The following is a 26594-nucleotide window of genomic DNA, read 5'->3' on the forward strand; positions in this document are numbered from 1 at the left end:
TCTGTGCGATTTGTGGGAAAAACAACAGCAAAAACATCAAAGATTCCTTTTCAAATGCTCCAAAGCCTGAATAATCAACTCATCTTTTTTAGCAAAACTAAACCTGATATAATCAGAATTATTTCTGGAATTATAAAAAGCAGAAAGTGGAAGACAGGAAACCTTTTTCTCAATCGTAAGCCATTTTGAAAAATCCACATCTGTCATCGTTTTTGAAATATTCCTGAAATTAACAACCTGAAAAACACTTCCTTCCGATTTTTGTTCTACCTGCAAAGGCGTTTCTTTAATCAGTTCATTAAAAATATCTCTTTTCTTCTGCATGATTTTTTTACTGATGTCCGGATCAAATAGATCAAGATACTTTGCCACAGCATATTGTGCCGGAGCATTGACACTGTAAGAGATGTACTGCTGATGACACTGGAATCTTTTAGTTAAAGCTTCAGAAGCCAGCATGTAACTCACTTTCCATCCGGAAGTATGAAACATTTTGCCAAAAGAAAAAATACAAAAAGTCTTTTCTCTGAGTTCAGGATGGATGAAAGAACTGTAATGCTCTGCTTCATCATAGCAATAAGTATCATATATTTCTTCGGAAATTAAATAAATATCACGGTCTTTGATCAATTCGTAAAGTTGATTCCAGTCTTCTTTTTTCCATACTTTTCCGGTCGGATTCTGGGGAGAATTGACAATAACCGCTTTAGTTTTTTCACTAATACAATTTCTGAATACATCCCAGTTGATTGCAAAGTTGCTATCAAGATCATAATAGACAGGTATTCCGCCATTCATCACAACAGCAGGCCCATAAGTGTAATAAGACGGCTGAATAATAATGACTTCATCATTCTGATTCAGAATAGATTTGAGAGAAGTATATAAAGCAAAGGTTGCACAGGGAACAATGGTGATTTCTTTATTTGTAGTAGAAATACTGTTAGCCCTTTTGGCATTGAAACGGACAATGCTTTCAATCAGAAGAGGATTTCCGGCAAGAGGCTCATAATGGTGAGTATCCTTTTCTGCAGCTTCTTTTAAAAATACTTTCAGGCGTTCATCAATATCAAAATCGGGGAGTCCTAGAGAAAGATCAAAACTTCCGTGCCTGATTGCCAGTTCGGACATTTCCGTGAAAAAGGAATAATGAGTAAATCCATAAATTTTATCCACCTATTTTGTATTTAAATCAAATATAATAAAATTTTAATATCATATTTAATTTAAAATCAATGGATATTTAGGTTTATATTGGGTTTTGTCTTCTATTGTCCGATTTATTGATGTTGCTATTCAATAAAATTTATTATTTTTAAGAAATTTATTCTTTATGAAAAAAATACTTATTCCGTTATTTGCCATGGCTGTAATGACCAGTTGTGGAACGGCAAACCTATCTGACGGGAGTACTTCTCATCCTGTATCCACAAAACATAGCAAAGCATTTGACAATGCATATAAAGTAATCAATGCTGAAGATTTAAAGAAAAATCTGTATGTGATTGCTGCAGATGATATGGAAGGGCGTGATACCGGAAGCAAAGGACAGAAAAAGGCGGGTGAGTATATGATTAATTATTATAAAAACCTGGGCATTTCAGGACCTAAAGCATTAGGCTCATATTATCAGAAAGTGCCGTCTGAATTTATGAAAAAAAGAGGAGGTGGAAACCTTCCTGATTCTGAAAATATTTTAGCTTTTATTGAAGGAAGTGAAAAACCTGAAGAGATTGTAGTGGTTTCTGCACATTATGATCACGTAGGAACAAAAAATGGAGTAGTATACAATGGAGCTGATGATGATGGAAGCGGAACTGTAGCTGTAATGGAAATTGCCAAGGCGTTTCAGCAGGCCAAAAAAGCAGGAAAAGGACCTAAAAGATCTATTCTTTTCCTTCACGTTACAGGAGAAGAACATGGACTGTTTGGTTCAGAATATTATTCCGAAAACCCTGTTTTCCCATTAGCTAATACTGTTGTTGATCTTAATATTGATATGATCGGGCGTGATGACCCTGCCAACAGGGGAAAGCAATATGTTTATGTAATTGGTTCAGAAATGCTAAGTTCTCAGCTTAAGGTAATTAATGAAGCTGCAAACAAAAGAACCAATAATCTGGAACTTAATTACAAGTATGATGATTTGAATGATCCTGAACAATTATATTACCGTTCAGACCATTATAATTTTGCCAAACATAATATTCCTGTAGCATTCTTCTTCGACGGTATTCATGAAGACTATCATAAGCCAGGTGATGATCCTGAAAAGATTGATTATCAATTGTTGGAAAAAAGAACTCAGCTTGTTTTTACGACAGCCTGGGACATTGCTAACAGAGAAGAAAGAATTGTAGTTGACAGAAAATAATCACCAGTTTTATTTCGGATTGGTTCAAGGGGTAAGAAAAAAAATATTTTTACATCCTTGAGCTTATCAACAAAAATAATCACGATGAATATAGTAATCCGGGAAGCAAAGCCAGAAGACATTCGACAAATACAGAATGTAAGAAATTCAGTGAAAGAAAATACACTTTCGGATCCCGGATTGGTTACCAATGAAGATTGTAGTGAGTTTCTGTTTCAAAGAGGAAAGGGCTGGGTATGTGAGATAGAAGATCGGATTGTTGGTTTTTCCATTGCAGACCTGAAAGAGAATAATATCTGGGCACTCTTCGTACATCCTGATTTTGAAGATCAGGGAATCGGCAGAAAACTTCATGACATCATGCTCGACTGGTATTTTGAACAAAATAAAGACTCCGTATGGCTGGGTACTTCACCTGGAACAAGGGCTGAGATCTTCTACAAAAAATCTGGATGGAAGGAAGCCGGAACCCATGGAAAAGGAGAAGTCAGGTTTGAAATGGCTTATGAAAACTGGAAAAATAAAAAGACTATGACACCAAAACTGAAATCCATCAGACCTTTTATCGGGGCACAAAACTTTGAAATCAGCAGAAACTTTTACAGAGATCTGGGGTTTGAAGAAGTTGTGCTGGAACCTAAATTATCACTGTTTATCCGTGAAGAGATAGGATTTTATCTTCAGGATTATTATGCCAAAGATTGGGTTGATAATACCATGATTTTTATGGAAGTTACCAATACCGACGAATTCTGGAAAGAGCTTCTGTCTTTAGGACTTACGGATAAATATAAAAATGTAAAACTTACTCCTGTAAGAACGATGGATTGGGGAAAAGAGTGTTTTGTACATGATCCGTCCGGGATTTTGTGGCATTTTGGTGAGTTTTTTTAAGAAAAGAAATATGATTTACGCGTTTGATACCTACTATTATGAGGATTATGCCAATACCGTGTGTATTGCATTTGAAGACTGGACCTCTGAAAAAGAAGTGGAGATCTTTATAGAACAAACTTCTGTAAGTTCAGAATATGAAAGCGGAGCCTTTTATAAACGAGAATTGCCCTGTATTGTAAGCCTCCTGAAGAAAATAACATTAAAGCCGGAAGATATAATTATCGTTGATGGATATGTCACTTTAGATAATGATGGGAAAATTGGCTTAGGGGGCCATCTGTATGAAGTATTGGAAGGAAAATGTCCTATAGTTGGTATTGCAAAGAATGAATTTACAACACCGGATTCCCAGCGAAGAAATGTAGTGCGTGGAGAAAGTAAAACGTCACTTTTTGTGACGGCAAGAGGAATGGATGTAGATGAAGTTCAAATGAAAGTAGAACAGATGCATGGTGCTTACAGAATGCCTACGCTGCTGAAAAAATTAGATCAGCTAAGCAGAACTTAAATAAAAAAATCTTACTAATGAAAGTAAGATTTTTTTTCATTAGCAAGATACCGATCGGTATATTTTGATTATCTTTGTTACATTCTCTTGAAAAATAAGAGAGTTTTTTTTAATTAAAAATATACTGATCGGTATATTGTAAAAATAAAACCTATGAAAGAAGTATTTATAGTATCAGCAAAACGAACTCCTGTTGGTGGTTTTATGGGAAGTCTGTCTGGATTTACTGCGCCGCAGTTAGGAGCTCTTGCCATTCAGAATGCTTATGAAAGCATCAATCTTACACCCGAGCATATAGACAGCATTTATATGGGAAGTGTACTGAGTGCCGGACTGGGACAATCGCCTGCAAGACAGGCTGCAATTTTTGCTAAAATTCCTGTTGATAAAGATGCTGCCACGATTAATAAAGTTTGTGCTTCCGGAATGAAATCAGCCATGGTTGGAGCTCAGCAGATTCAGCTTGGACTGGATCATATCGTCATGACAGGAGGAATGGAAAGTATGAGTAACGTCCCGCATTATATCAAAATTCGCCAGGGAACAAAGCTGGGAGATACCAATCTTACCGATGGATTGATTAAGGATGGTCTATGGGATGTATACAATGACTTCCACATGGGAAGTGCCGCCGAATTAGGTGTAAAAAAATACGGGCTTACCAGACAAGAACTTGATGACTATGCATTGCTTTCGTACCATAGAGCACAGGAAGCAGCCAAAAATGGCAAGTTCGACAATGAATTGATCAAAATATCGATTAAAGGTAAAAAGGGAACGGCAATCGTTGATAAAGACGAAGATATTGATAAACTGATTCCTGAGAAAATATCCCTTTTGAAACCTGCCTTTGAAGCAGACGGAACTCTCACCGCTGCAAACTCAAGTAATCTTAATGATGGTGCTGCAGTGATACTCTTAGGATCCTCTGAAGCTATAGAACGTCATCATCTGAAGCCACTGGCTAGAATAATTGCTTATGCAGATGCTGCCCAATCACCAGAGTGGTTTACTACTTCACCTTCGGTAGCAATTGAGAAACTTTTAAAACAAACTGGTCTTAGACTATCAGATATTGACTTTTTCGAAATTAATGAAGCGTATTCTTCCGTGATTTTATCCAATCAGAAAATTCTTGGGTATGATTTGAATAAAGTAAATGTGTATGGGGGAGCCGTTGCGTTGGGGCATCCAATTGGTGCTTCGGGTGCCAGAATTATAACTACTTTGGTGAATGTTTTGCGCCAGGAAAAAGGTAAATATGGAATTGCTGCCATCTGTAATGGAGGTGGAGGAGCTTCCGCAATTCTTATTGAAAATATAGGTTAAAAGTGATAAAAATACTTTAGATTCCAATTATTATATTAAAAAGATCTCTCTTGAAGTTAAATTTGAGAGGGATCTTTTGTATTGGTAACAGATTGATTATCCATTGATAAATCATCATATTCAATGAGTGCAAATAAGCATTAAACAATCTATTTTTATTAAACTGACAAATATCATCACATTGCTATTTTTATTCATTCTAAATAAATATAAATTTGTCCCAAGAAATTAAACGAAGAAAATGAAGAAAATAACTACTCTTTCCGGTATTGTACTTGCTTCACTAATGAATGCACAGGTGCAATATTGTACACCAACCTTTCAGTATGGCGCTGACAGCAACATGATCAGTAATGTGACTTTCGGAACGATTAACAATTCATCACCGGTTCAATCGGGGAATGCGCAAATTTATGAGAATTTTACTGCAATGTCCACAGATCTGCAATCGGGAAATTCTTACCCAATATCAGTGAAAGGTCCTTCCAGTACATTTCCAAGTGATGTAGTGGTGTTTATAGACTTTAACCAGAATGGAAATTTTGATGATGCAGGAGAAAGCTTCTATATCGGAAGACTTGAAGCTGCTAATCCAGCCAATGCTTTTACGATCAACAATACTATAACAATCCCTGCTAATGCAGTCAACGGAAATACAAGAATGAGAGTTCTTAAAAATACCAATGTTCAGGCTTATTCAAATCCTACAGCTGCTAATTCTATCAGTTCTGCTTGCGATACAAGTTTAAGAGCAGGACAGACAGAAGATTACACTGTTAACATTATAGGAAATACAGCCAACTTCCCGGCTCCTTATTGTGGTACTGAAAACATCACAAGTCTTACTGTAAGCGAAATTAGTACAGTAGAATTTGCAGGAACGGTTAAAAACAGTGTGCTTGACGGAAATTCTGATGTTCTTGAGAACTTTACAGCAACTGTTTTCAATGTGAACCGCGGAAATAGCTATCCGATAACAGTAACAGGAGGTACACATGGTCAAAATACGGTATCTGCTTATGCTTATATTGATTTTAACCATAATAATCAGTTTGATGCTGATGAAAAATTCAATCTGGGATATCTTGACAACTCGAATCCGGTTTCTGGTCACCAGTCCGGGGTTACAACAGGTAATATCACCATTCCGGCAGGAGCACAACTGGGAGACACCCGCTTCAGACTGGTAAAAGCATATGAATCCAATTCATGGATGGGAACATTGGAAAATCTTCCATGCCCTTCAGGTTGGTTTATCGGGCAGGTAGAGGATTATACCCTTAAAATTCAGCCTGAAAATCTTTCAACATCAGAAGTCTCGAGAGATGCTTCAGCCAGTGTGCAGCTATATCCGAATCCTACATCAGGTTCAGTGACGATCAAAATGAAAGAAGGACTAGAGAAATACGAAATTTACAATATGACCGGACAAAAGATGCTTGAAGGTAATTCGATCACAGTTTCTATGGACAGTTTTGTTCCGGGAACTTATCTGATCAAAATCAAGACAAAAAATCAGAAAACAGTCACAGAAAAGATTATTAAAAAATAGACACATCATATCTAAATCATATCCATATCAATTTTTGTTTTTTATCGACAGGTCCTTTACCTGTCGGTTTTTTATTTTTAAGAATTTAAGGGATTATTATGAACCAGATTCCAGCAAATCCATCAGATCCTGTTTAGACAATCCCTGAAGTTTTTTTCCGTCAGTGGTAAGCAGATTCTGAGCCAGTTCTTTTTTCTTTTTCTGAAGGGTAAGTATTTTTTCTTCTACAGTATTGGAGCAGATCATTCTTACGGCAATTACATTTTTGGTCTGCCCTATACGATAACTACGGTCTATGGCCTGATTTTCAGCCGCAGGGTTCCACCACGGATCTACAAGATAAATATAATCTGCTTGAGTAAGATTGAGACCCACACCTCCAGCCTTTAAGCTGATCAGAAATACACGGATATCTTCTTTCTTCTGGAAATTAGCTACCTTTTCCCCTCTGTCTTTAGTTTGGCCTGTTAAATATTCAAATTGAATGTTGTGACGTTCAAGCTCAGTTTTAATCAGATCCAGCATTCCGACAAACTGTGAGAAAACAAGGATCTTATGATCTTTTGACTTCCCAAGGATTTGTTCCATCAAAATTTCGATTTTAACGGCATTTTCACCTGAATATCCCTCTTTCATCAGAACGGGGGAATTACATATCTGTCTGAGCCTTGTAAGCCCTGTAAGAACATGCATACTATTTTTGTTAAGATCGTCATCATCATTGGCGGCAATAAACTCACGAAGTTCTTTTTCATAAGCATCGTAGATTTTGCGTTGTTCCGTATTCATTTCACAGTAGATGACCGTTTCTGTTTTTTCCGGAAGCTCTTTGGCAACCTGTTTCTTGGTTCTTCTGAGAATAAAAGGTTTTATCTTTTGCTGAAGCTCTATTGCGCGTTTGCTGTATTCAAATTTATCAATAGGAATAGCATAAATATCTTTAAAATACTGTTTGCTTCCCAACAATCCCGGACATGCAAAGGAAAGCTGACTGTAAAGGTCAAAAGTGCTGTTTTCAATAGGGGTACCGGTCAGTACAATTCTGTTTCTCGATTGAAGCAGGCGTGCCGCTTTGTATCTTTCTGAATTTGGGTTTTTAATCACCTGTGACTCATCCAGAAATGCATAATTGAAATTAAAGTTTTTCAAAAATTGAATGTCCGAAAGAAGCATTCCATAAGTAGTAAGCACCACTTCATAATCAGGCATATGAGTTGTTGTTTTCGGTCGGTCTGCGCCATAATGAAGCAGAACTTTTATAGAAGGTGCAAATCTGCTGAGTTCTTCCTGCCAGTTGAAAAGCAGGGAAGTAGGAACCACAATCAGGTTGGTGGTATGCCCTCGTTTTTCCCTCTGAGAAAGAATAAAAGCAATGATCTGGATGGTTTTTCCCAATCCCATATCATCTGCGAGACATCCTCCAAAATTGAAACTGTCAAGGAAATTAAGCCAGTTCAGTCCGTCATGCTGATAATCTCTAAGTTCGGCATTTAGTTCAGCAGGAACAGCTGTCTCCGGGATGTTTTTAACGTTTGAAAATCTGGTGGAATAAGAAGTAAGTTCTTCGTAAACTTCTTGGCTCAGTATTTCTTTTTCAAATAGTGATGTAACCTCCGTAAAATTAATTTTCGGAATCTTTAAAAGCTCTTCATCAATTTCTCCTGCATGGAAGTAAGCGGATATTTTTTCCATCCATTCTTCAGGAAGAATTCCCATGCTGCCGTCATCCAGCTGAACAAATTTACTCTTGTTCCGGATCGCTCTGTGAAGTTGTTTCAATGAAGCCTCTTTAGGGCCGAATCCAACTTTTAATTTAGCATTAAACCAATCCAGTCCACTGGTGATCTGAATATTGATTTTAGCACGGTGAGGATTTAATTTGTTGTTTTTTAGTTCGTTAAAGCCGAGTATGATAATCCCTTCATTTCTCCAGGTCTCAAATGCATCAAGAAACCAGTTGTTATCCAGAAACTTATCTCTGTGAAGATAAAAATACTGATAGCCGTCCATCTGCTCTTCAAAATCGGGATGCTGCTGCATTACTAAAGATGTAAAACGGGCTTCAGCTGATTCATTTCTTTCTATTTTAAACGGATTTCCATTCTGATCCGTATCAAAAAGCTGCTTTCTGGAATAGACCGGAACTTCTACATCTCCATATTTCATAACAGGAGTAATACCTATATAATTTTCCTGTTGACGAAGATAAATGATTTTTTCAGTCGTATAATTCTTGTCTTCAAGCTGTACTTTTGTTGCGGGTTGTATGTAGCTGTAATTTATATGAATACGTTCTTCTAAATTAGAAAGAATATTCTGCATGAATGCTTCATATTTTGAAGAGTGAACCAGTAAAATTTCGTTATTAGCCTTAAAAAACCTGATGATTCTGAGTATGTCCGGATCATCTACAAAGCTGAAAATGTTCTGGTTATATACAAAATATTCATTTCTGAGAATAATATTTTTAAAAGGAACAGAAATGTCATTAAACAATAATTCTCCGGTTATTTCAAAAAACGGATCTTTCTTAAATACAGATAATTGAACCTCTGCATCTAAAGTGTTTAATTCAATATGGGAAAGTGACTTTGCGGAAACTGTTTCTGCAATTTCACGGTCGTGATAATAGACTTCAAGCTCCAGAGGATTCTGTACAATAAGTTTTAAAGCTTCCAGTTCTGACGGATTGTAATCTTCATTGTAATTATTTTGAAAAGAAGTAATAGCCGTGTAAAATTTGATGTCTGCCGGTTTCTCCGCTTTCCATATCAGCTGCATGGCATCTACAGGAGTAACAGGATTTTTTATTTTTCCTGTCTGCGTTATTTCCGCCTCCATCAGAGAGAAGGTCATATGATTGTAATAACGGTGTTTACCGATAACTAATATTTGCTTTTTACCCGATTCAAGTACAGCCAGTTCATCCAGCTTAGAAGGAAGCTGGGGAAGAAGATCTTTTGTCAGCATCATATCATCTACAGGAAGCATTTCCTTGATCTTGGGCAGTATTTCAATTTTGCCGTCAGCATATTCCAGCTGAAAATATTGATCCAGATCGCCTTCATTTTCAAGGCCATATCCTTTGGCTTTAGGAATAAGTATCTTTTTGCGGAGAGTTTCATCAAAAAACAATCGGTAATTCTTATCCTCAATAATACAGTGAATAATTTCTGCCTGATGAGAACAAAGCTGGTCTTTCGGATTGTCACAGGTACAGGAACAAATTAATGAGCTGCCTATTTTGCTGATAGTAACAATCGGAAAGTCCTGTAATGAAGATTGTTTTGTAAATATTCCTGTATTGTTTTCAATAGCAACGGGATAGATCTCACGAAAATCTCTGATTCCGATAAATGTACTGTCTGAGGTATGTTTCAGCAGGTCATATACGGAAAGTGTACTGATATTGATGTTGTCAAGAATATATTCTGCCATAAAAATAGATGGAGACAAACTTACAAAAAACAAATGAATGAGGAGGCTGTTGACAGCTCAGGCTAACCGTTTTTTGGACTGCTTTTTTTTATATAAACTGGATGACTCTGCCATGGTATGAATCCTATAATTTTGAATTATAAATTATACAACATGAACGAAAATAAATTAACAAACCGAACCGGAGCTCCGGTATCCGACAATCAGAACATTCAAACCGCAGGACGTCGTGGTCCGGCTTTATTGCAGGACATCTGGTTTTTAGAAAAAATGGCTCATTTTGACCGCGAGGTCATTCCTGAACGAAGAATGCATGCTAAAGGATCAGGTGCTTATGGTACTTTCAGGGTAACCCATGATATTACCCGATATACAAAAGCAAATCTCTTTTCTTCTGTTGGAAAGGAAACTCCTTTATTTGTCCGTTTTTCTACAGTAGCAGGAGAAAGGGGAGCTGCTGATGCGGAAAGGGATATTCGCGGTTTTGCTATCAAATTCTATACGGAAGAAGGCAATTGGGATCTTGTAGGAAATAATACCCCTGTTTTCTTTCTTCGTGATCCTTTAAAATTTCCGGATTTAAATCATGCCGTGAAAAGAGATCCCCGAACCAATATGAGAAGTGCTGACAATAACTGGGATTTCTGGACTTTACTGCCGGAATCTCTTCATCAGGTTACCATTACCATGAGTGACCGCGGTATTCCAAAATCTTACCGCCATATGGATGGTTTTGGAAGTCATACTTTCAGTTTTATTGATGATAAAAATAACAGGTTTTGGGTTAAATTTCATTTTAAAACACAACAGGGAATCCAGAATATGAGTAATGAAGAGGCAAAGGCAATTATCGGAACCGACCGGGAGAGCCATCAGAAGGATCTGTATGAGAGCATTGAGGAAGGTCATTTTCCTAAGTGGACAATGTACATTCAGATTATGGAAGAAAAAGACGCCAATAGCTATCATATCAATCCGTTTGATTTAACAAAAGTATGGCCTCATGGAGATTATCCTCTTATTCTGGTAGGGGAACTTGAACTGAACAGAAATCCGGCTAATTATTTTGCGGAAGTGGAACAGGCTGCTTTTAATCCTGCTTCTATTGTTCCGGGGATAAGTTTTTCACCAGATAAAATGCTTCAGGGGCGTTTATTCTCTTATGGAGATACCCAACGGTACCGATTAGGGGTTAATCATCATCAGATTCCTGTTAATTCTCCTAAATGTCCATACCATTCTTATCATCGGGACGGTGCTATGAGAATGGACGGAAATTTTGGAAGTACGATAGGATATGAGCCGAATAGTTTTAGTAAGTGGCAGGAACAGCATGATTTTAACGAACCTTCTTTAAAGCTTGATGGCGATGCCGGTCATTGGGATCATCGTGAGGATAACGATTATTTTTCTCAACCAGGAAATCTTTTCAGACTGATGTCTGATCAGCAAAAAGAGATTTTATTTAAGAATACAGCCGAAGCCGTGGGAGGTGCTCAGAAGTTTATACAGATTCGCCATATCAGAAACTGTTACAGGGCTGACTCTGCGTATGGAGAAGGAGTGAGCCGGGCACTTGGGTTATCTATGTCGGAAGTTTTTGATTATGAAGGATATGAGATGAAGAAGGTGACAGCTGATACTATTTAAAGAAACGTTTATTATATATTGATTTTTAATTCCGGAAATAAGCCATATGTATTTCCGAAGTGAAATCCTTTAGCCTGCATTGTCGGCTAAAGGATTTTTTTTATTCAATACTTTTTATTTATCCCTATCCGTTTTGGCTACAGCTTACCCCATTTTGGCAACTCTTGGGTTTGTTCTAATGCTGAACTTTGTCCTGTAATTTTAAACCAAGAAAAATGAAAACAATTTTTATAACAGGTGCTTCTACAGGATTAGGTAAAGCAACTGCCCAATTATTTCAAAACAACGGATGGAAAGTAATCGCTACAATGAGAAATCCAGAAGTAGCTGCCGATCTTGCTGCTTTGGAGAACGTAACTGTACTTCCTTTGGATGTTACCAATCCGGAACAGATACAGTCTACCGTAAAGAATGCGTTGGAACTCGGAGATATCGATGTGGTGTATAATAACGCAGGATATGGCTTAATAGGACCTTTAGAGGCTCTTTCTGATGATCAGATCGTAAAACAGCTTAACACGAATTTATTAGGGGTTATACGCGTTACACAAGCATTTATTCCTTACTTCAGAGAACAGAAAAAAGGAATGTTCATTTCTACAACGTCTATAGGAGGACTGGTTGCTTTCCCGTTAAGCTCTACTTATCATGCTACCAAATGGGCTCTTGAAGGATGGAGCGAAAGCCTAGCTTTTGAACTTAATACATTGGGAATTGATATTAAAACGGTTTCTCCAGGAGGGATTAAGACCGATTTTGTAAGTCGTTCCTTGGATTCAGCATCCAGCCCTGCCTATGAAGACATGACCAATTCTCTGTTTTCTAAAATGGAAGGAATGATGGAAGCTGCTTCTACACCTGAGCAGATTGCAGAAGTGGTATATGAGGCTGCTACAGATGGCAAAAAACAGTTGAGATATGTAGCCGGAGAAGATGCTAAAGCGATTTATGCTCAGCGCCTTGAATTAGGTGATGAAGCTTTCAGAGAGCAGTTTGGAAAGCAATTTATTTAGTCAGGTTTTTGAAAGACAGTATAAAGTAAATCACATTTATGCTGTCTTTTCCACCAAATAATTTATAATTTTATATCATGGAAAAGAAAGATAACATCCCTTTAAAAATTTCATCCATATCTGAACTGCACAGTATGCTGCAGCTTCCTAAACCGCTTCATCCTTTGGTAAGCCTTGTGGATAATACGAAAATGAGTATCAAAAAGGATATGCTGAAGAGAAGTTTTATGATGAATTTTTATAAAATCTCTTATAAATATTCTACCGTTGGGAAAATGGGCTATGGGCAGGGATATTATGATTTCAATGAGGGCGGAATGATGTTCACTGCTCCAGGACAGGTTCTTTATACCGATGAGAATGCAGAATACTGCGGGTATACTTTATTGGTGCATCCGGATTTCATCAGAAGTTATGATCTTGCAAAGAAAATCAAAAATTTTGGTTTCTTTTCTTATGATACGAACGAAGCACTGCATTTGTCTGATCAGGAAAAAGCTACCATAACAGGACTGCTGGATAATATTGAAAATGAACTGAATACAGCTATTGATGAAGTAAGCCAGGACGTTATTGTTTCTTATATTGATGTTCTTCTCAATTACAGCAATCGTTTTTATAAAAGACAATTTATAACAAGGAAAGCCGTTAATAGTGATTTATTGACTAAAATGGATGTTGTGCTGGAAAATTATTTCAATCAGCAGGAAACATTAAATAAAGGACTTCCTACGGTAGAGTTTCTGGCTTCCACACTCAATCTGTCACCTCATTATCTGAGTGATATGCTTCGTAATCTTACGGGATTAAATGCCCAGCAGCATATTCATGAAAAACTGATTGAAAAGGCTAAGGAATATCTTACCACCACAGGCTTCTCTGTATCTGAAGTAGCCTATGCACTGGGATTTGAGCACCCTCAGTCTTTCAATAAGCTGTTCAAAAAGAAAACAGATAAAACTCCTCTGAGTTACAGACAATCTTTCAATTAAATATAATCACCCGGTTCATACACCGGGTATTTTTACATAAAATAATCATTCATCATAATATAAAAAATACCGGATTTCAGGTAGATAAAAATACATTCTTTTCAGGATTGATAGCTTTTGGAACTAAAAATATATTTGTTGTACACTACAAGACACCAAATTTTAAAACTAAACCATATGAAAAAGCTAAATTCTGTTTTATTTCTTGTTATAGGAATGGCAGCGTATGCTCAGCCTTCCGTAACGAGATCTGCTGTTGACAGGGTAAATATACCTTTTACCTTCAGAGCAGGAGATGTAGACCTTATTGTGACTGCAGGCCCTTCCGGAGCGAATGTTACGTGGAATTTTTCTGCTTATACAGCTCCCAATGTCAATACAAACACCACAAAAGCTTGTCCGGGAGAAGCCAACTGCTTTAGGTTTCCGGGAGCTAACAGGATCACTACACCAACTCTCTCAGATGTCTATGATTTTACTTCTATTTCAGATACGCAGGATGTAATGTTGGGAAGCTATGCTAATCCGGGAGATATGCTGATTTCTTATTCGGATCCTTTGATTAATTTTAACTTTCCTGTCACTTATCTGCAGCAGTTTACCGATAATTATCAGTTCAATGTAACTTCGGGAGGAGTACCCAATATGACCGAAACAGGGCAGGTGGAGTATACAGTGGATGCCTATGGAACAATTACTACTCCTACAGGAACTTATCCGAACGTTCTGAGAATTAAAAGAATGAGAACCGCCACACAAACACCTGGACCTTTCAATTATACTAATGAATCTTATATGTGGGTCAGCCAGAGTGCAGGAATCGTATTTAATTTTGCAATCAATACTTTTACCATCAATGGAAATACAAGTGTTGTAAAAAGTGTTTCATATCCTGAAACGACCTCTTTATCTACTGCTGATCCGGAAATCAGAAAGAAAGAAATATCAGTCTATCCGAATCCCGCTGCTGATGTCATTACTCTTAATACTCAGGAAGACATCAGAAATGTGACGGTGACTTCTTTGGATGGAAAGATTGTTTTAACTGCAGGAAATTCTAAAACCATTACTATTTCAGGGCTTTCTAAAGGAATATATATTCTTCGGGGAGAATTGAAGAAAGGAGGATTTATTTCAAAGAAAATTATAAAAAAATAACCTGAATTCAGTTTTAAACCTTAATAAAGTTGACAGTATAATATCTTTTCCCAGCTGGAATTGATTTTATACTGTTTTTATTATTTATTGGCGTTGCTTTTCTTTTATCAGAACTTCAATTTTAAGCTTGGCTATATTCCATTCATCATCTAAAATACTGTAATAGGCTGCATTTCTTGTGCTGCCATCACTAAGCACTTTGTCTTTGCGTAAAATGCCTTCAAATACACCACCAATTTTCTCAATGGCTTTTCTTGACCTGAAGTTATCGTCTTTAGTTTTTAATTGTACTCTGTTGGCTTTCAATACATCGAAGCAGAAGTTGAGAAGCAGTAATTTGCATTCAAGGTTGATGGCTGTTCCCCAGAATTCTTTTGTGATCCATGTCCATCCTATTTCCAGTTTTCTGTCAGCCGGGTAAATTTCAAAAAAGCGGGTAGAGCCAATCAGTTTTCCCGATTCCTTATGACGGATTACAAACGGATATTGATTTCCGGTTTCTCTTTCTGATAAGGCAAAATCATATGTTTTATAAAACATTGTTTTTTCTGAACAATCTGTAGGAATCAGTTTCCAAAGCTCTTTATCTGCGGCTGCGGCATATAATTCTTCAAAATGTTCTTTTTCAAGAGGAATTAATTCAACGGTTTCTCCTGTTAAAATTGTTGGATAGGAAATCCATTTTTCTTTCATGGTTCATTTTTATAGGACGAAATTAATGAAAAATGAAAATCTGTATTCAAAAAATAAAGTGATTTTCTGCCATGATAAGAGCTGCATTTCTGTTATTGGTTAAAATGGAACATAAAAATGACAAAAACGGACTAGATTTTAATAGGGTTACCTATCTAACTTTGCAAAAGGAATTTTTATCACCCTGTTATAATGAACGAGAAAGAATCTTTTAATGCAAAAATGCCAACAGCCTGTTTTTTACTTTTCTTTGCCCACGGGCTAGTTTTTTCTTCATGGGCGAGCCGGATTCCTATTATTAAAACTGCTCTTTCCATTAATGAAGCACAATTAGGAACACTCTTGCTTCTCATGCCGATAGGACAGCTTTCTACAATGGTTTTGGCCGGAAAACTGATCAGTATTTACGGAAGCAGCGGGATTATTAAAAGATGTTTTTTGCTATATCCTTTTTTTCTGTTACTAATTGGTTTATCACCATCTTACTGGACGCTTGGGGTTGTTCTTTTCTTCTTTGGAGTTTCCGGGAATATGTGCAATATTGCGATCAATACTCAGGCTATAGAAATAGAATCAATCACAAAAAGAACGCTGCTTTCTTCGTACCACGGAGCATGGTGTTTTGCAGGACTTACAGGAGCTGTTGTAGGCTTATTAATGATCAATCTTCATGTAGGAACTTTTTATCATTTTGCTGTTATTTTCATTCTTGTAGGATTACTTTGGTTCTACAGTACAAGAAATCTCACCAATATTATCCATAAAGCAGAGCCTCAAACCCGTTCTATATTCAAGGCTGTGAACCCTACACTAGTTGGATTAGGGATTATAGGTTTTTTGAGTATGGCGATTGAAGGCGCTATGTTCGACTGGAGCGGAGTTTATTTTCAAACGATAGTTAAGGTACCTGAAAACCTTGTGATACTAGGGTATACGAGTTTTATTTTAATGATGACTTTAGGCCGTTTTATTGGCAATAAGATCATTGAAAAATACGGGAAGAAGATCGTTTTGCAATGTTGTGGCATATTGATGAGCGGAGGACTTTTTCTTAGTGTCTTTTTTCCTCAATTGTGGATCTGTATCATTGCTTTTATGATCATTGGTCTTGGAAGCTCTCTGAGTGTGCCGTCCGTTTACAGTACAGTAGGAAAAGTGAGTACAGTGGCTCCAAGTATTGCCTTATCATTTGTCTCCAGTATTTCGTTTTTAGGTTTTCTGATGGGACCTCCTCTTATCGGATATATTGCAGAAAGCTTTGATCTCAGATATTCATACGGACTTTTTGCGTGTTTTGGAATTTTACTGGCGATTATGGCAGGGCAGATGAAAGTATTTAGGAAATCGTAATGAAGTTTTTCTGTTATTAATAAAATACAGCCCTGATTTCAGGGCTGTTACTATATAAAATTTATATCCAGTTTTCTATAAGATGAAGCCACAATGCTTTTTCTTTATTTAGCAGAAAAATAGCAGATGATTTTCTTTTGGTTGTGATTTCTCCGGTAACCTGCGTTTCAATATACGTCGCCAATCCATGATGTTCAGAATGAGTTACTTCTATATTCTCCACCTGAATATTTCGCTCCGGAAATTTTCCAAATACGGTTGGAAGCCAGTCGCTAAGCATAGGTAAGGTAACAGTATCACCATTTCCGTTAATCATATTAAAATCTGGCAAAAATCCGGATAATAGTTCCTTATAAAGACTTTCCTGATTCTCTGCTTTCCCTTGAAACCATTTTTCGATATTCCTGTGAAATTCTTCAATTTCCCAAACGATCTTTTCTGTATTGTTCATTGTTAAATGTATTTATTTTTTGATTTAAATTTATCTTTCAATCAATTATTTTTCTTAATCTGTTTCCTGCCCATAATCCAATCAGCTGAAAAACACCTATCATCCCTACAGCTGCTGCAAATGCTTCTGTGAATCCCAGAACGGGTATCAGATTAAAAAAGAATGTACCAATAATAGCTCCTCCAGTGACACTTCCAATCTGAATTCCTATGCTTACCAACCCTGAAGCCTGTCCGGCTTTATCCTTAGAAACCAAAGAAATAGCTGTCCGCATCATAACAGGCATAATGATACCATGTCCAAATCCGGCAATAAACAGGGTAGTATGAGTGATAAACGAGGGTTTTTGCTGAAAATAGAAAGAGGCTGCACTTAGCACAAATCCTATCATTAATAATCCTAATCCTGTATAGATTATTTTGGAAGCTGTCAGTTTTATCCTTGAAGTAATCAGAGGTGCTATAAAAAAGGCCAGCCCGTAAGGAACTATGGCCAATCCTGTCTGCATTGAGTTTTGATGAAGAAACTGCTGAAGATAATAAGGATAGCAAATGAATAACCCTGCAGTGAAATTGTAAAAGAAAATAATCAAAAGGCTTAGTGCAAAAGGTTTCTGCTGCAGTAAAGCCAGATCTATAAGTATCGGCCGGTTTTTTTGAAGCTGCTTCTTTTCGTATTTTAAAAATGAAATTAATAATGAGATTCCGGCAAGAAGAATTCCGAAAATCCACCATGCCCATCCGAATTTCTGTCCGAAAATAAGAGGGCAGATGAGAAGCAGTAGGGCAAGAACTAATAATAAAGCTCCTGTAAAATCAATACCTGTTTGTTCTCTCCGATTACTGTTGTCCATCGTAAAATGAATGCCCAGAATACAAATAATGGTAATGGGTACATTCACAAGAAATACCATTTCCCAGGAGAAATGTCCCCAATGCATGCTTAAAAGAACGCCGCCAAACAATTGCCCGATCACGGAAGCAAGACCAAATACTGAACTGAAAAGACTTACAGCCTTAGGTTGTTCCTGACTGTTGAAGAGGTCTTTTATTGAAGCTAATACCTGCGGAGCAAGCAATGATGCGCCAATCCCCTGAAAAAGCCTGAAAATAATCAGCCATGTAATATCCGGAGAAAAAGCACAGGCAAGAGATGAAAACAGGAAAGTATACAATCCTGATATAAATATCTTTTTGCGGCCGTAAATATCTCCCAGCCGTCCGCCACAAACAACAAGTGCTGCATAGGTAAGTCCATAAATAGCAATAACCATCTGAAGCTGATGATCACTTGCATTAAATGCCTTTTTAATAGAAGGCAAAGCCATATTGACGATAAAATAATCCAGAGGCGAAAGAAAAGCTCCTGCAATCAGAAAGTTGAGTGCCTGCCACCGTTTCGGATATGTATTCATATTTTTTTATGCAAAATTATCCACTTTACGTTCTGTTAAAATTGTACTTTTGGAGGAAAATACAGTGTATCATGAAAGGACTGCCTCTTGAAGAAATTGATGTAAAGGAAATAAAACTTAAAGAAGAAGAAATTACCTTTAAAACAAAGAGTTTTCTCTCGTTTATTTATATTGTAAAAGGAATGGGTACGCTTATTTATGATGATCGCAATATTAATTTTTCTCAGAGTAAGCTTTTCATTATTCCGCAGCACGAGGTGTACCGGTTTGAAAGTAATGCTGCTCAGCTTATCAGTATTCAGTGTCCGGTGGAATTTATTGATAAAATCCGCCTGGAAGCAGATCGTATTGAAAGCTGTGAGAATTTGTATAAACTGCAATACATCAGTCATAATTATCATGCAAGAGCAGGGTGTGTCTTCAGGAATAAAAATGATGAGAACTTTGCAGAAACCCTTATTCTGCAGATTGCCAATGAGTTCAAAAATAAAGCAGAAGATTACCTTATTATCCGTAACTGTATGTCAATATTATTGAATTTGATTGCCCGGAATATCATTCAAAGCGAAACTTCGGACCTGCAGGAAAACCGGAAGGCTTTCTCCATCATGAAGATTATCGCTTATATTCAACAGCATATAAAAGACCGTGAGAAAACCGGAATTCAGGTTATTGCTGATCATTTTGGTATTTCCGGGAATTATTTCGGCGAATATTTCAAACAACAGACCGGAACTTCTTATCAGGATTATCTGCTGGATTATAGACTAAAATTAGTTGAGACCTATCTAAAATACAGCAGTGTCCGGCTAAGTGAGATTGCTTATGAACTCCAGTTCAGTGATGAAAGCCACCTTTCCAAACTTTTCAAGAAATATAGGGGCGTAACTCCGGGTGAATACAGGAAAAATTTTAAATAAATATCTTTTTTGATCAACCCTCTTCATGAGTATTTAAATTCATTTTAAAAAAATATATAAAGTTAACTATATAGTTGACTTTATATATTATATATTTACAGCAAATATATTTCAGATGGATTTTGACTTTATTAAAGAATTAGGATACAAAGCTTTGGATAGCAGGCTGAAAAGAATCAGTGACAGGATGTCTCACGATGTCCGTAAATTTTATAAAGAATTCGGGATTGACGTAGAGCCGAACTGGTATCTGGTTTTTATGTTACTGCAAAAGAAGGGTGAAATTTCAATTACTGATATTGCAGAGCCTTTGGGATATTCTCACCCGTCAGTTGTGGTTATTGTCAAAAAAATGAATGAAAGCGGCTATCTTATCATCAAAAAAGACAAGGTAGATAAACGCAAACAGATTATTTCATTATCTCCAAAAGCCATTGAAATGCTTCCCAAGTTGGAGCACATCTGGGACAGTTGTGAGAAAGCTATTCTGAAGGTATTATCAGAAGATCTCTCGATTCTCACTTATCTGGATCATATTGATCAGGAATTAAAAAATGAATCTTTTCATCATCGATTTAGACACGAATATTTAAAATCAATCCAATCATGAAAACATTAATTCTCATCACAGTATTTCTTTTTTCCCATAGTATGATTTCGGCAACGGAAACGAAAATCATGGTCAGAGCAAAAGCAAGAGATGCCAAATTTATCGGAACTTCATTGGGTGGAGCTCATATTATCATTAGAAACAAGCTTAATCAAAGAATCCTGGCAGAAGGAAATACTTCCGGAAGTACCGGAAATACAGATTTGATCATGAAAACTCCTAAAATCAGAGGAAACTCTATTGCAGATGAGCAGACAGGAGGTTTTATGGCTGCTGTAGATATTGATGAGCCTACATTTGTAAATATAGAAGTGATTTCCCCTCTGAACAGCAAACAGGCTCAGGCGGTGGTAAGTACAGAATTGTGGCTGATCCCGGGAAAGCATATTCTGGGAGAAGGAATTATTCTTGAGATTCCCGGATATATTATTGATATTCTGAAACCAAGAACCCATCAATATATTGCTTTGAACAGTATTAAAGATAAACCTTTTCTGTTTCAGGCTAATATTGTGATGATGTGCGGATGTGTCATTGATAAAGGAGGTGTATGGAATTCCGATGAAATAGAAGTGAAAGGAATTTTGAAAAAAGATGGAAAATGGGTAAAGAATATAGACATGTCACTGGTTTCAACTAATCTGTTTGAAGGAAGTCATATGATCAGTTCTCCGGGAAATTATGAGCTGGTCCTGTATGCGTATCATGAGAAAACAGGAAATACAGGAGTAGATAAAGTAAATTATGTAGTTTTTGAATAAACGAATTAAATGAAAGAGATTATCTCCAAGGTGTCATTCTGAATGAAATGAAATGTAATGAAGAATCTCATATGTTTGGTTATTAATGAGATTCTTCCTTCGTCAGAAATCGAAGATTCGACGCAGTCAATGACAGAAACCAAATTGTTCAACTTTTGAGACGACTTTTTATGCAGAACGTATTATAAAACCTGAAGTTCTTTAAATACTTCAATAATCGCTTCAATAAGCCCTTTGTCTATATTTTTTTCCGAAGCAGCATCTGGCAAGAGAGCCCGCAAATCACCGTGATCATCACGTTCAATAACGACTTCGGTTCCATCTACGTCCACATACAGTTTATATCCATAAGAGAATGTGGCAAGCTTTCCATTGAAAAGCAATTCTTGACCCTTATAAGTTACCGGTACTTCAAATTCTTCCATTGTTGAGTTCTATTCATTTAAAAATCGGGACAAATGTCGGAAAATTATAATTCATATGATCATACAAATTATAATGATAAAGCCAAATAATACAAATCGCTAAAATTATTTATAGGTTAAAATCTGTATATTTATCCGTATTTATGAAAGCATTTCTAAAACAGAAATGATCAATGAAATTGAAAAGAACTTCTATGAAAAATACAATCACCCTTTTCTGGTTCAGACGTGATTTGAGATTGGAGGATAATGTTGGGTTTCATCATGCACTCCAGTCTGATGCTCCGGTAATCCCCATTTTTATATTTGATACTGATATTCTGGGAAAGCTGGAAGATAAAGAAGACCGCAGGGTAGATTATATTCACCAGGCTTTGACAGATATCAATATTTCATTAAAAAAATATCATTCAAAAGTCAATACCTATTATGGTAAGCCCATCGAAATATTCAAAAAACTATCAGAAGAATATACTATCGAAGGTGTTTTCTGTAACAGGGATTATGAGCCTCAGGCGATTGAGAGGGACAAGGAAATCTATTATTTTTTCACAGAAAAGAACATTCCTTTTAAAGCTTATAAAGATCAGGTAATTTTTGATAAGGATCAGATTATTAAAAAAGATGGTTCACCTTACACCGTTTACACTCCTTTTGCAAAGAAATGGCGGGAATTATTAACTCCAGAACATTATCAATCTGTTGAATTAAACGTTAAAAATTTATTTCCACAGAAGTATTCTGAGATTCTTACTTTAAAAGAAATCGGTTTCAAAAAAACAGAATTTGATTTTAAAAAACAGGTTTTGAACGCTGTTATTATAGATAACTATGATCAGTTTCGTGATTATCCGTCGTTACAGCATACTACACAGCTCGGGATTGCTTTACGATTCGGGACTATCAGCATCAGAAAGTGTGTGGATTTTGCATTGAAACATAATGCTGTGTGGCTTTCAGAGTTGATTTGGCGCGAATTTTTTATGCAGATTTTATATCATTTTCCACAGGTGGTTCATCAATCTTTCAAAAGGCAGTATGACAATATCCATTGGCGGAATAATGAGAAAGAGTTTAAACATTGGTGTGAAGGAACTACCGGTTACCCGATCGTAGATGCCGGAATGAGAGAATTGAATCAGACTGGCTTTATGCATAACCGGGTGCGAATGATCGTGGCGAGTTTTCTATGCAAGCATTTGCTGATCGACTGGCGTTGGGGTGAAGCTTATTTTGCTTTGAAACTTAATGACTATGATTTGTCTGCAAACAATGGAAATTGGCAGTGGGCAGCGGGTTCAGGTTGTGATGCTGCTCCTTATTTTAGAGTTTTTAATCCTACTGCTCAGATGGAAAAATTTGATAAAGACTTACAGTATATCAAAAAATGGCTCCCGGAATGGAATACCTCAGCATACCCTTCACCAATGGTAGAACATACGTTTGCCCGCGAAAGAGCTTTATCCGAATACAAAAAAGCACTGGCATAAATAATACAATATCAGCAAAATGCCCGGTAACAAAAATGTAACCGGGCATCAACCAATTGATATTTAATATGAAAGTAAACTGAATATTAAATTGTTTTCAGGTACAGTTCCTGTAATTCCTGCGCTGTAAATGCTTTGGACGTTAAGTTCTGTACAAGTTCCCCCTGCTTCATAATCCCGATATTGGTGGCTACACTTACCGCATTGAAAATATCGTGGGTTGCCATTAAAACTGTTCTTCCTTCTTTACCCAGCTGGCGTACAATTTCTGTAAACTCTGCTGTGGCGATAGGATCCAGTCCGCTCGTAGGCTCATCCAGAAGGAGTACTTTGGCATCTTTGGCAAGCGCTATAGCAATACCTACTTTCTGGCGCATCCCTTTGGAATATCCTCCCAATGCTTTTTCATGAGCGGTTTCCTGCAATCCTGTGCGTTTGAGTAATGCAGACAATTCATCCTTTTGATAATTGAATCCTGCAATTTTGGAGAAGAAATCAAGGTTTTCTATGCCGGTAAGATTAGGATATAAAAGAACAGTTTCAGGAATATAAGCGAGATGTTTTTTAATTTTCTGAGGCTCTTCCTGCACCGAAATATCATTAATGAAAGCATTACCGGAAGTGGCTTTAATGAGTCCCAGAAGAATATTGATCGTTGTACTTTTTCCTGCTCCGTTTTGCCCGAGCAGCGCAAATATTTCTCCTTTCTTTACTTCCAGATTAAGAGAATGAAGCGCGGTAAAATCGTTGTATTTTTTATGTAAGTTGACCGTTTTTAACATAGTTTTCTGTATTTGTATTGTGAAAGCATGATGAATAAAGCAATAAAGATGAGGTATGGAAGAAGTATCTGTCCCCATTTAATAGATGGAGAAAATTTGAATACCTGTATGATTTGCTGTGCCCAGTTGATAGATTCGGCATTCTTTCCGGAGAAAATAAGAGGGTAGAAGAACAACCGTTTTTTCTCATGAAACTTCTTAAGTGATGATGCGTACTGCAAATGATTCTGCATATCAGATTTTGCCAGATGACTTTCTACAAGCTGAGTATGAAGATTTGGAAGGAAAAATCCTAAATAGGCTGCAGCCTCATTCCGTTTCTCCATTTTTTCTGTGAACTGCTCTGATGATTTTGCAGATTCAAGGTCTCCCATATGCTGCATGGCATAATACCAAGTCCAGGTGAAGGCATCATTTTCTTCTACAGTGAAATTGCTGTACTGAGGGTAGGCTTTGTAAAACTTTTCCATTGTAGGGAGCTTGGCCTCATCCCATTTGTTGTGATAACCTTCTCTCTGTTCCATTACCGCTTTAAGGGATTCATGCACCGGATAGAGTTTTTGTATCAGAATATTACTGCTCATTGGGATAATAAAATTGATCCCCACCCATACAATCAAAAGGATCAAAGCGTTCTGAGCCGATGATTTACGAAAAGAAATAATCCATCTGCACAGGACAAACCAGAACAGAATATAAAGCCATCCGCTGATGAGAAAAGCAATATAGTAGGAGTCTAAAGGTATTTTTAGCCAAACCGAAGCAATGATAATTAATACAAGATAAACAATGGTTACTGCTAAAAGACGTATGAACATCTTATGATCCAGAAGCTTTTGCAAATTACCACTTTGAACTGAGAGCAGTTTCCAGGTTCCTCTTTCTTCTTCCTCAGAAATCAGGTTATAACAAAATGCAACAATCACCAGTGGAAATAGAAAAACGATAACAAAACTAAAGTCAAAATTTCCAGCAGCAGCATTAGCTGGATTGTAAAAATCAGCATTGTAGCGCTGTTCCTCCAGATTTCGGATGGTTACTCCTTGGATGGATGGATTTAAATCACGCATCCCGATATTCAATGCAGCCAATCTGGGTGTTTCATTCACCAGGTTGAATTTAATATAATAAAGAACAAGTCCCAGATCATCCTTATGAAATTTTACATTCCTTTCTATACTTTCTTTCTGAAAAGCTCCGCTTTTGGAGATGATATCTTCATTCCTGTCCAGAAATTTTTCCCCGGTATAAATAGCCATCAAACCGGCCATCAATAAAAACAACAGTGCAATGACATATGCTTTGTTACGGTAAAATTGGGTATATAAATAACGATTCATTTAAATTAATTTTAATTTTCTTGCACTTATTTCAATCGCAATAACGCATACAGCCATCCATAAAACTAATGCTGCAGCAGGTATTGGCTGTTGTTTCATGCTGTCCAGAACAGAAGTATACCGATACTGAAAATCCGGGAATTTTTCCCAGTTATGTTTGTCGATTACAGCAGGTGGACCGCCGTTTTCCGGTTTAATATTGCTGATCTGTTCAATTTGTAAATCATTTAAATGCTGAGCCATCTGATAGCGATACTCTTCTGCCTGTTTCTGAAACTGGTTATAAGAGAAGAAATCTGTGCCTGTAGCAATCATGGAGAAATTTTTAATAGCAATGGCGGGATTGATCAGTCCTGAAAAATCAGTCAGTCTTTGCTGCTTATTGTAAATGGTCTGCAACTCTTTTTGATGTCTGATGTAAATCTGGGAACTTATTTTTTCCCCTTCCTTCATGACAAATCCTCCATAGTTGAATGGAAGTTCATTGGTTGTTTTCACCTTATATTTTGCCAGTAAAGAATCTTTGATTTTTTTGAAATGCGGATCATCAGGGTTATGGCTGTCTCCCGATTTTAAAATATCCTTTTCCAGCGTTGTTTCAAAAGCAATTCGGGATGGGGCAGGATATAAATTCTGTGCTGCAAACTGAATTCCTTTAGGCAAAACAATAATAAAAAGAAGCCAGAAACCGATAAGGCTGATCAGTGCAGAAGAAGTATTTTTACTGTTTGCCGAAACTACAACAGTCAAAGTGCTGATAAAAAAGTAATAGATCATATAGGCTGGCAGCAGAAATGATAACCGTAAAACAATATCAGCCGGATTTGTTGTCTCTGACATGAATGCTGCCATAAAAACAATAGGAATTACCGGGATCAGGAAACATAAAGAAAAAAGCCAGAGTCCCAGAATTTTACCCCAGATAATATCCCTTCCTGAAGTTCCCTGCACACTGATAATCTTTAAAGTGGCATTCTCACGTTCCTGCACAATTAATCCAAATCCTAAGAAAAGAATAATCAATGGAACAATACTTTGCAGAATAAATGCACTGCTAAACGCACCGAATCTGACCAAAGTACCTGAACTTCCTGCTTCCGAAAGGTTGGCGGTATTCTGTTTATGAGCCTCCAGGAATATGACATTTCCAAGATAATCATCCAGTCCATTGTCAAAAATATTCAATGGATGCCCGATTCTGAAAACCAAATAACCATAATGAGCCATACGGTGCGGATGCTTATCTGGTCGATGCTCCCAGCTTTCCCGGACTTCTTTGCGGTATTCTTTTATTTTCGAAAAAGAGTCCGTATATTTTGTATATCCTATACCAATACTCAACATACAGAATAAGAGTACGGCAATAGTGGTGAGAAGATTTTGTTTGCCTTTAAACAAATCCTGCCAGGTTTTTCTCACCATCAGTTGTAAGTTTGAAATAGCCATA

At 36.9% G+C, this 26594-nt stretch carries 23 protein-coding genes; 14 read left to right on the plus strand and 9 right to left on the minus strand.

The window, feature by feature from the left end:
- Positions 1-36: 36 nt before the first annotated feature.
- On the minus strand, positions 37-1176 hold the full coding sequence (locus tag ACM6F9_RS07630) for an aminotransferase class I/II-fold pyridoxal phosphate-dependent enzyme (protein ID WP_414845156.1): 1140 nt from the start codon (positions 1174-1176) through the stop codon (positions 37-39).
- 157 nt (positions 1177-1333) lie between these two features.
- On the opposite strand from ACM6F9_RS07630, the gene ACM6F9_RS07635 reads away from it, so the two are divergent.
- The 5 genes from ACM6F9_RS07635 (at position 1334) to ACM6F9_RS07655 (ending at position 6660) form a co-directional block, all read left to right on the plus strand.
- Positions 1334-2374, plus strand: a complete 1041-nt coding sequence (locus ACM6F9_RS07635) for a M28 family metallopeptidase (RefSeq protein ID WP_414845157.1) — start codon at positions 1334-1336, stop codon at positions 2372-2374.
- A gap of 84 nt (positions 2375-2458) precedes the next feature.
- A complete protein-coding gene (locus tag ACM6F9_RS07640) occupies positions 2459-3268 on the plus strand; it encodes a GNAT family N-acetyltransferase (protein ID WP_414845158.1) in 810 nt (269 codons plus the stop codon).
- A 10-nt stretch (positions 3269-3278) separates the two neighbouring features.
- On the plus strand, positions 3279-3779 hold the full coding sequence (locus ACM6F9_RS07645) for an endonuclease V (RefSeq protein WP_414845159.1): 501 nt from the start codon (positions 3279-3281) through the stop codon (positions 3777-3779).
- A 153-nt stretch (positions 3780-3932) separates the two neighbouring features.
- Positions 3933-5108, plus strand: coding sequence for an acetyl-CoA C-acyltransferase (locus ACM6F9_RS07650; protein WP_414845160.1), 1176 nt, complete (start codon positions 3933-3935; stop codon positions 5106-5108).
- Positions 5109-5349: 241 nt separating this feature from the next.
- On the plus strand, positions 5350-6660 hold the full coding sequence (locus ACM6F9_RS07655) for a T9SS type A sorting domain-containing protein (protein ID WP_414845161.1): 1311 nt from the start codon (positions 5350-5352) through the stop codon (positions 6658-6660).
- 96 nt (positions 6661-6756) lie between these two features.
- Here the strand turns inward: ACM6F9_RS07655 and ACM6F9_RS07660 are convergent, their stop codons facing one another.
- Complete coding sequence (locus ACM6F9_RS07660) at positions 6757-10098, minus strand: DEAD/DEAH box helicase (protein ID WP_414845162.1); 3342 nt, start codon at positions 10096-10098, stop codon at positions 6757-6759.
- A 153-nt stretch (positions 10099-10251) separates the two neighbouring features.
- Here ACM6F9_RS07660 and ACM6F9_RS07665 point away from each other — a divergent pair, with 153 nt between their 5' ends.
- The 4 genes from ACM6F9_RS07665 (at position 10252) to ACM6F9_RS07680 (ending at position 14911) form a co-directional block, all read left to right on the plus strand.
- A complete protein-coding gene (locus tag ACM6F9_RS07665; protein ID WP_414845163.1) occupies positions 10252-11748 on the plus strand; it encodes a catalase in 1497 nt (498 codons plus the stop codon).
- A gap of 215 nt (positions 11749-11963) precedes the next feature.
- Complete coding sequence (locus tag ACM6F9_RS07670) at positions 11964-12761, plus strand: SDR family oxidoreductase (RefSeq protein ID WP_414845164.1); 798 nt, start codon at positions 11964-11966, stop codon at positions 12759-12761.
- A gap of 77 nt (positions 12762-12838) precedes the next feature.
- Positions 12839-13753, plus strand: a complete 915-nt coding sequence (locus tag ACM6F9_RS07675; RefSeq protein ID WP_414845165.1) for a helix-turn-helix domain-containing protein — start codon at positions 12839-12841, stop codon at positions 13751-13753.
- A gap of 177 nt (positions 13754-13930) precedes the next feature.
- Positions 13931-14911, plus strand: coding sequence for a T9SS type A sorting domain-containing protein (locus ACM6F9_RS07680; RefSeq protein ID WP_414845166.1), 981 nt, complete (start codon positions 13931-13933; stop codon positions 14909-14911).
- Between the two features lie 84 nt (positions 14912-14995).
- Here ACM6F9_RS07680 and ACM6F9_RS07685 read toward each other — a convergent pair whose 3' ends face one another.
- Entirely contained in the window at positions 14996-15604 is a 609-nt protein-coding gene (locus ACM6F9_RS07685) for a GNAT family N-acetyltransferase (protein WP_414845167.1), read from the minus strand.
- 192 nt (positions 15605-15796) lie between these two features.
- Between ACM6F9_RS07685 and ACM6F9_RS07690 the strand changes: the two genes are divergently transcribed.
- Positions 15797-16954 carry an MFS transporter gene (locus tag ACM6F9_RS07690; RefSeq protein ID WP_414845168.1) on the plus strand — a complete coding sequence of 386 codons (1158 nt, stop codon included), beginning with the start codon at positions 15797-15799 and terminating at the stop codon, positions 16952-16954.
- Positions 16955-17015: 61 nt separating this feature from the next.
- On the opposite strand, the gene ACM6F9_RS07695 is transcribed toward ACM6F9_RS07690, so the two are convergent.
- Positions 17016-17405, minus strand: a complete 390-nt coding sequence (locus ACM6F9_RS07695; RefSeq protein WP_414845169.1) for a hypothetical protein — start codon at positions 17403-17405, stop codon at positions 17016-17018.
- A gap of 37 nt (positions 17406-17442) precedes the next feature.
- On the minus strand, positions 17443-18819 hold the full coding sequence (locus tag ACM6F9_RS07700; RefSeq protein WP_414845170.1) for an MFS transporter: 1377 nt from the start codon (positions 18817-18819) through the stop codon (positions 17443-17445).
- Between the two features lie 71 nt (positions 18820-18890).
- Here ACM6F9_RS07700 and ACM6F9_RS07705 point away from each other — a divergent pair, with 71 nt between their 5' ends.
- The 3 genes from ACM6F9_RS07705 to ACM6F9_RS07715 all read left to right on the plus strand — a co-directional run bounded on the left by ACM6F9_RS07705 (position 18891) and on the right by ACM6F9_RS07715 (position 21110).
- Positions 18891-19739, plus strand: a complete 849-nt coding sequence (locus ACM6F9_RS07705; protein WP_414845171.1) for a helix-turn-helix domain-containing protein — start codon at positions 18891-18893, stop codon at positions 19737-19739.
- Positions 19740-19854: 115 nt separating this feature from the next.
- Positions 19855-20349 (plus strand): MarR family winged helix-turn-helix transcriptional regulator, encoded by a 495-nt coding sequence (locus ACM6F9_RS07710; RefSeq protein WP_414845172.1) that lies wholly within the window; start codon positions 19855-19857, stop codon positions 20347-20349.
- Positions 20346-21110 (plus strand): hypothetical protein, encoded by a 765-nt coding sequence (locus tag ACM6F9_RS07715; RefSeq protein ID WP_414845173.1) that lies wholly within the window; start codon positions 20346-20348, stop codon positions 21108-21110. Before ACM6F9_RS07710 ends, ACM6F9_RS07715 begins: the two co-directional genes overlap by 4 nt.
- 182 nt (positions 21111-21292) lie before the next feature.
- On the opposite strand, the gene ACM6F9_RS07720 is transcribed toward ACM6F9_RS07715, so the two are convergent.
- Positions 21293-21535, minus strand: a complete 243-nt coding sequence (locus ACM6F9_RS07720; RefSeq protein WP_414845174.1) for a hypothetical protein — start codon at positions 21533-21535, stop codon at positions 21293-21295.
- A 194-nt stretch (positions 21536-21729) separates the two neighbouring features.
- On the opposite strand from ACM6F9_RS07720, the gene ACM6F9_RS07725 reads away from it, so the two are divergent.
- Positions 21730-23025: a cryptochrome/photolyase family protein gene (locus tag ACM6F9_RS07725; protein ID WP_414845175.1), complete on the plus strand. Its 1296-nt coding sequence runs from the start codon at positions 21730-21732 to the stop codon at positions 23023-23025.
- A gap of 86 nt (positions 23026-23111) precedes the next feature.
- Here the strand turns inward: ACM6F9_RS07725 and ACM6F9_RS07730 are convergent, their stop codons facing one another.
- Genes ACM6F9_RS07730 through ACM6F9_RS07740 form a run of 3 tightly spaced genes read right to left on the minus strand, consistent with a single transcriptional unit; the run spans position 23112 to position 26593 of the window.
- Positions 23112-23807, minus strand: a complete 696-nt coding sequence (locus ACM6F9_RS07730) for an ABC transporter ATP-binding protein (protein WP_414845176.1) — start codon at positions 23805-23807, stop codon at positions 23112-23114.
- Positions 23801-25147 (minus strand): DUF3526 domain-containing protein, encoded by a 1347-nt coding sequence (locus ACM6F9_RS07735; protein WP_414845177.1) that lies wholly within the window; start codon positions 25145-25147, stop codon positions 23801-23803. Before ACM6F9_RS07735 ends, ACM6F9_RS07730 begins: the two co-directional genes overlap by 7 nt.
- Positions 25148-26593, minus strand: a complete 1446-nt coding sequence (locus ACM6F9_RS07740; RefSeq protein WP_414845178.1) for an ABC transporter permease — start codon at positions 26591-26593, stop codon at positions 25148-25150.
- Position 26594: the final 1 nt, after the last annotated feature.

It is taken from the genome of Chryseobacterium sp. IT-36CA2 (genome assembly GCF_949767875.1).
In the GTDB taxonomy this organism is placed as follows: domain Bacteria; phylum Bacteroidota; class Bacteroidia; order Flavobacteriales; family Weeksellaceae; genus Chryseobacterium.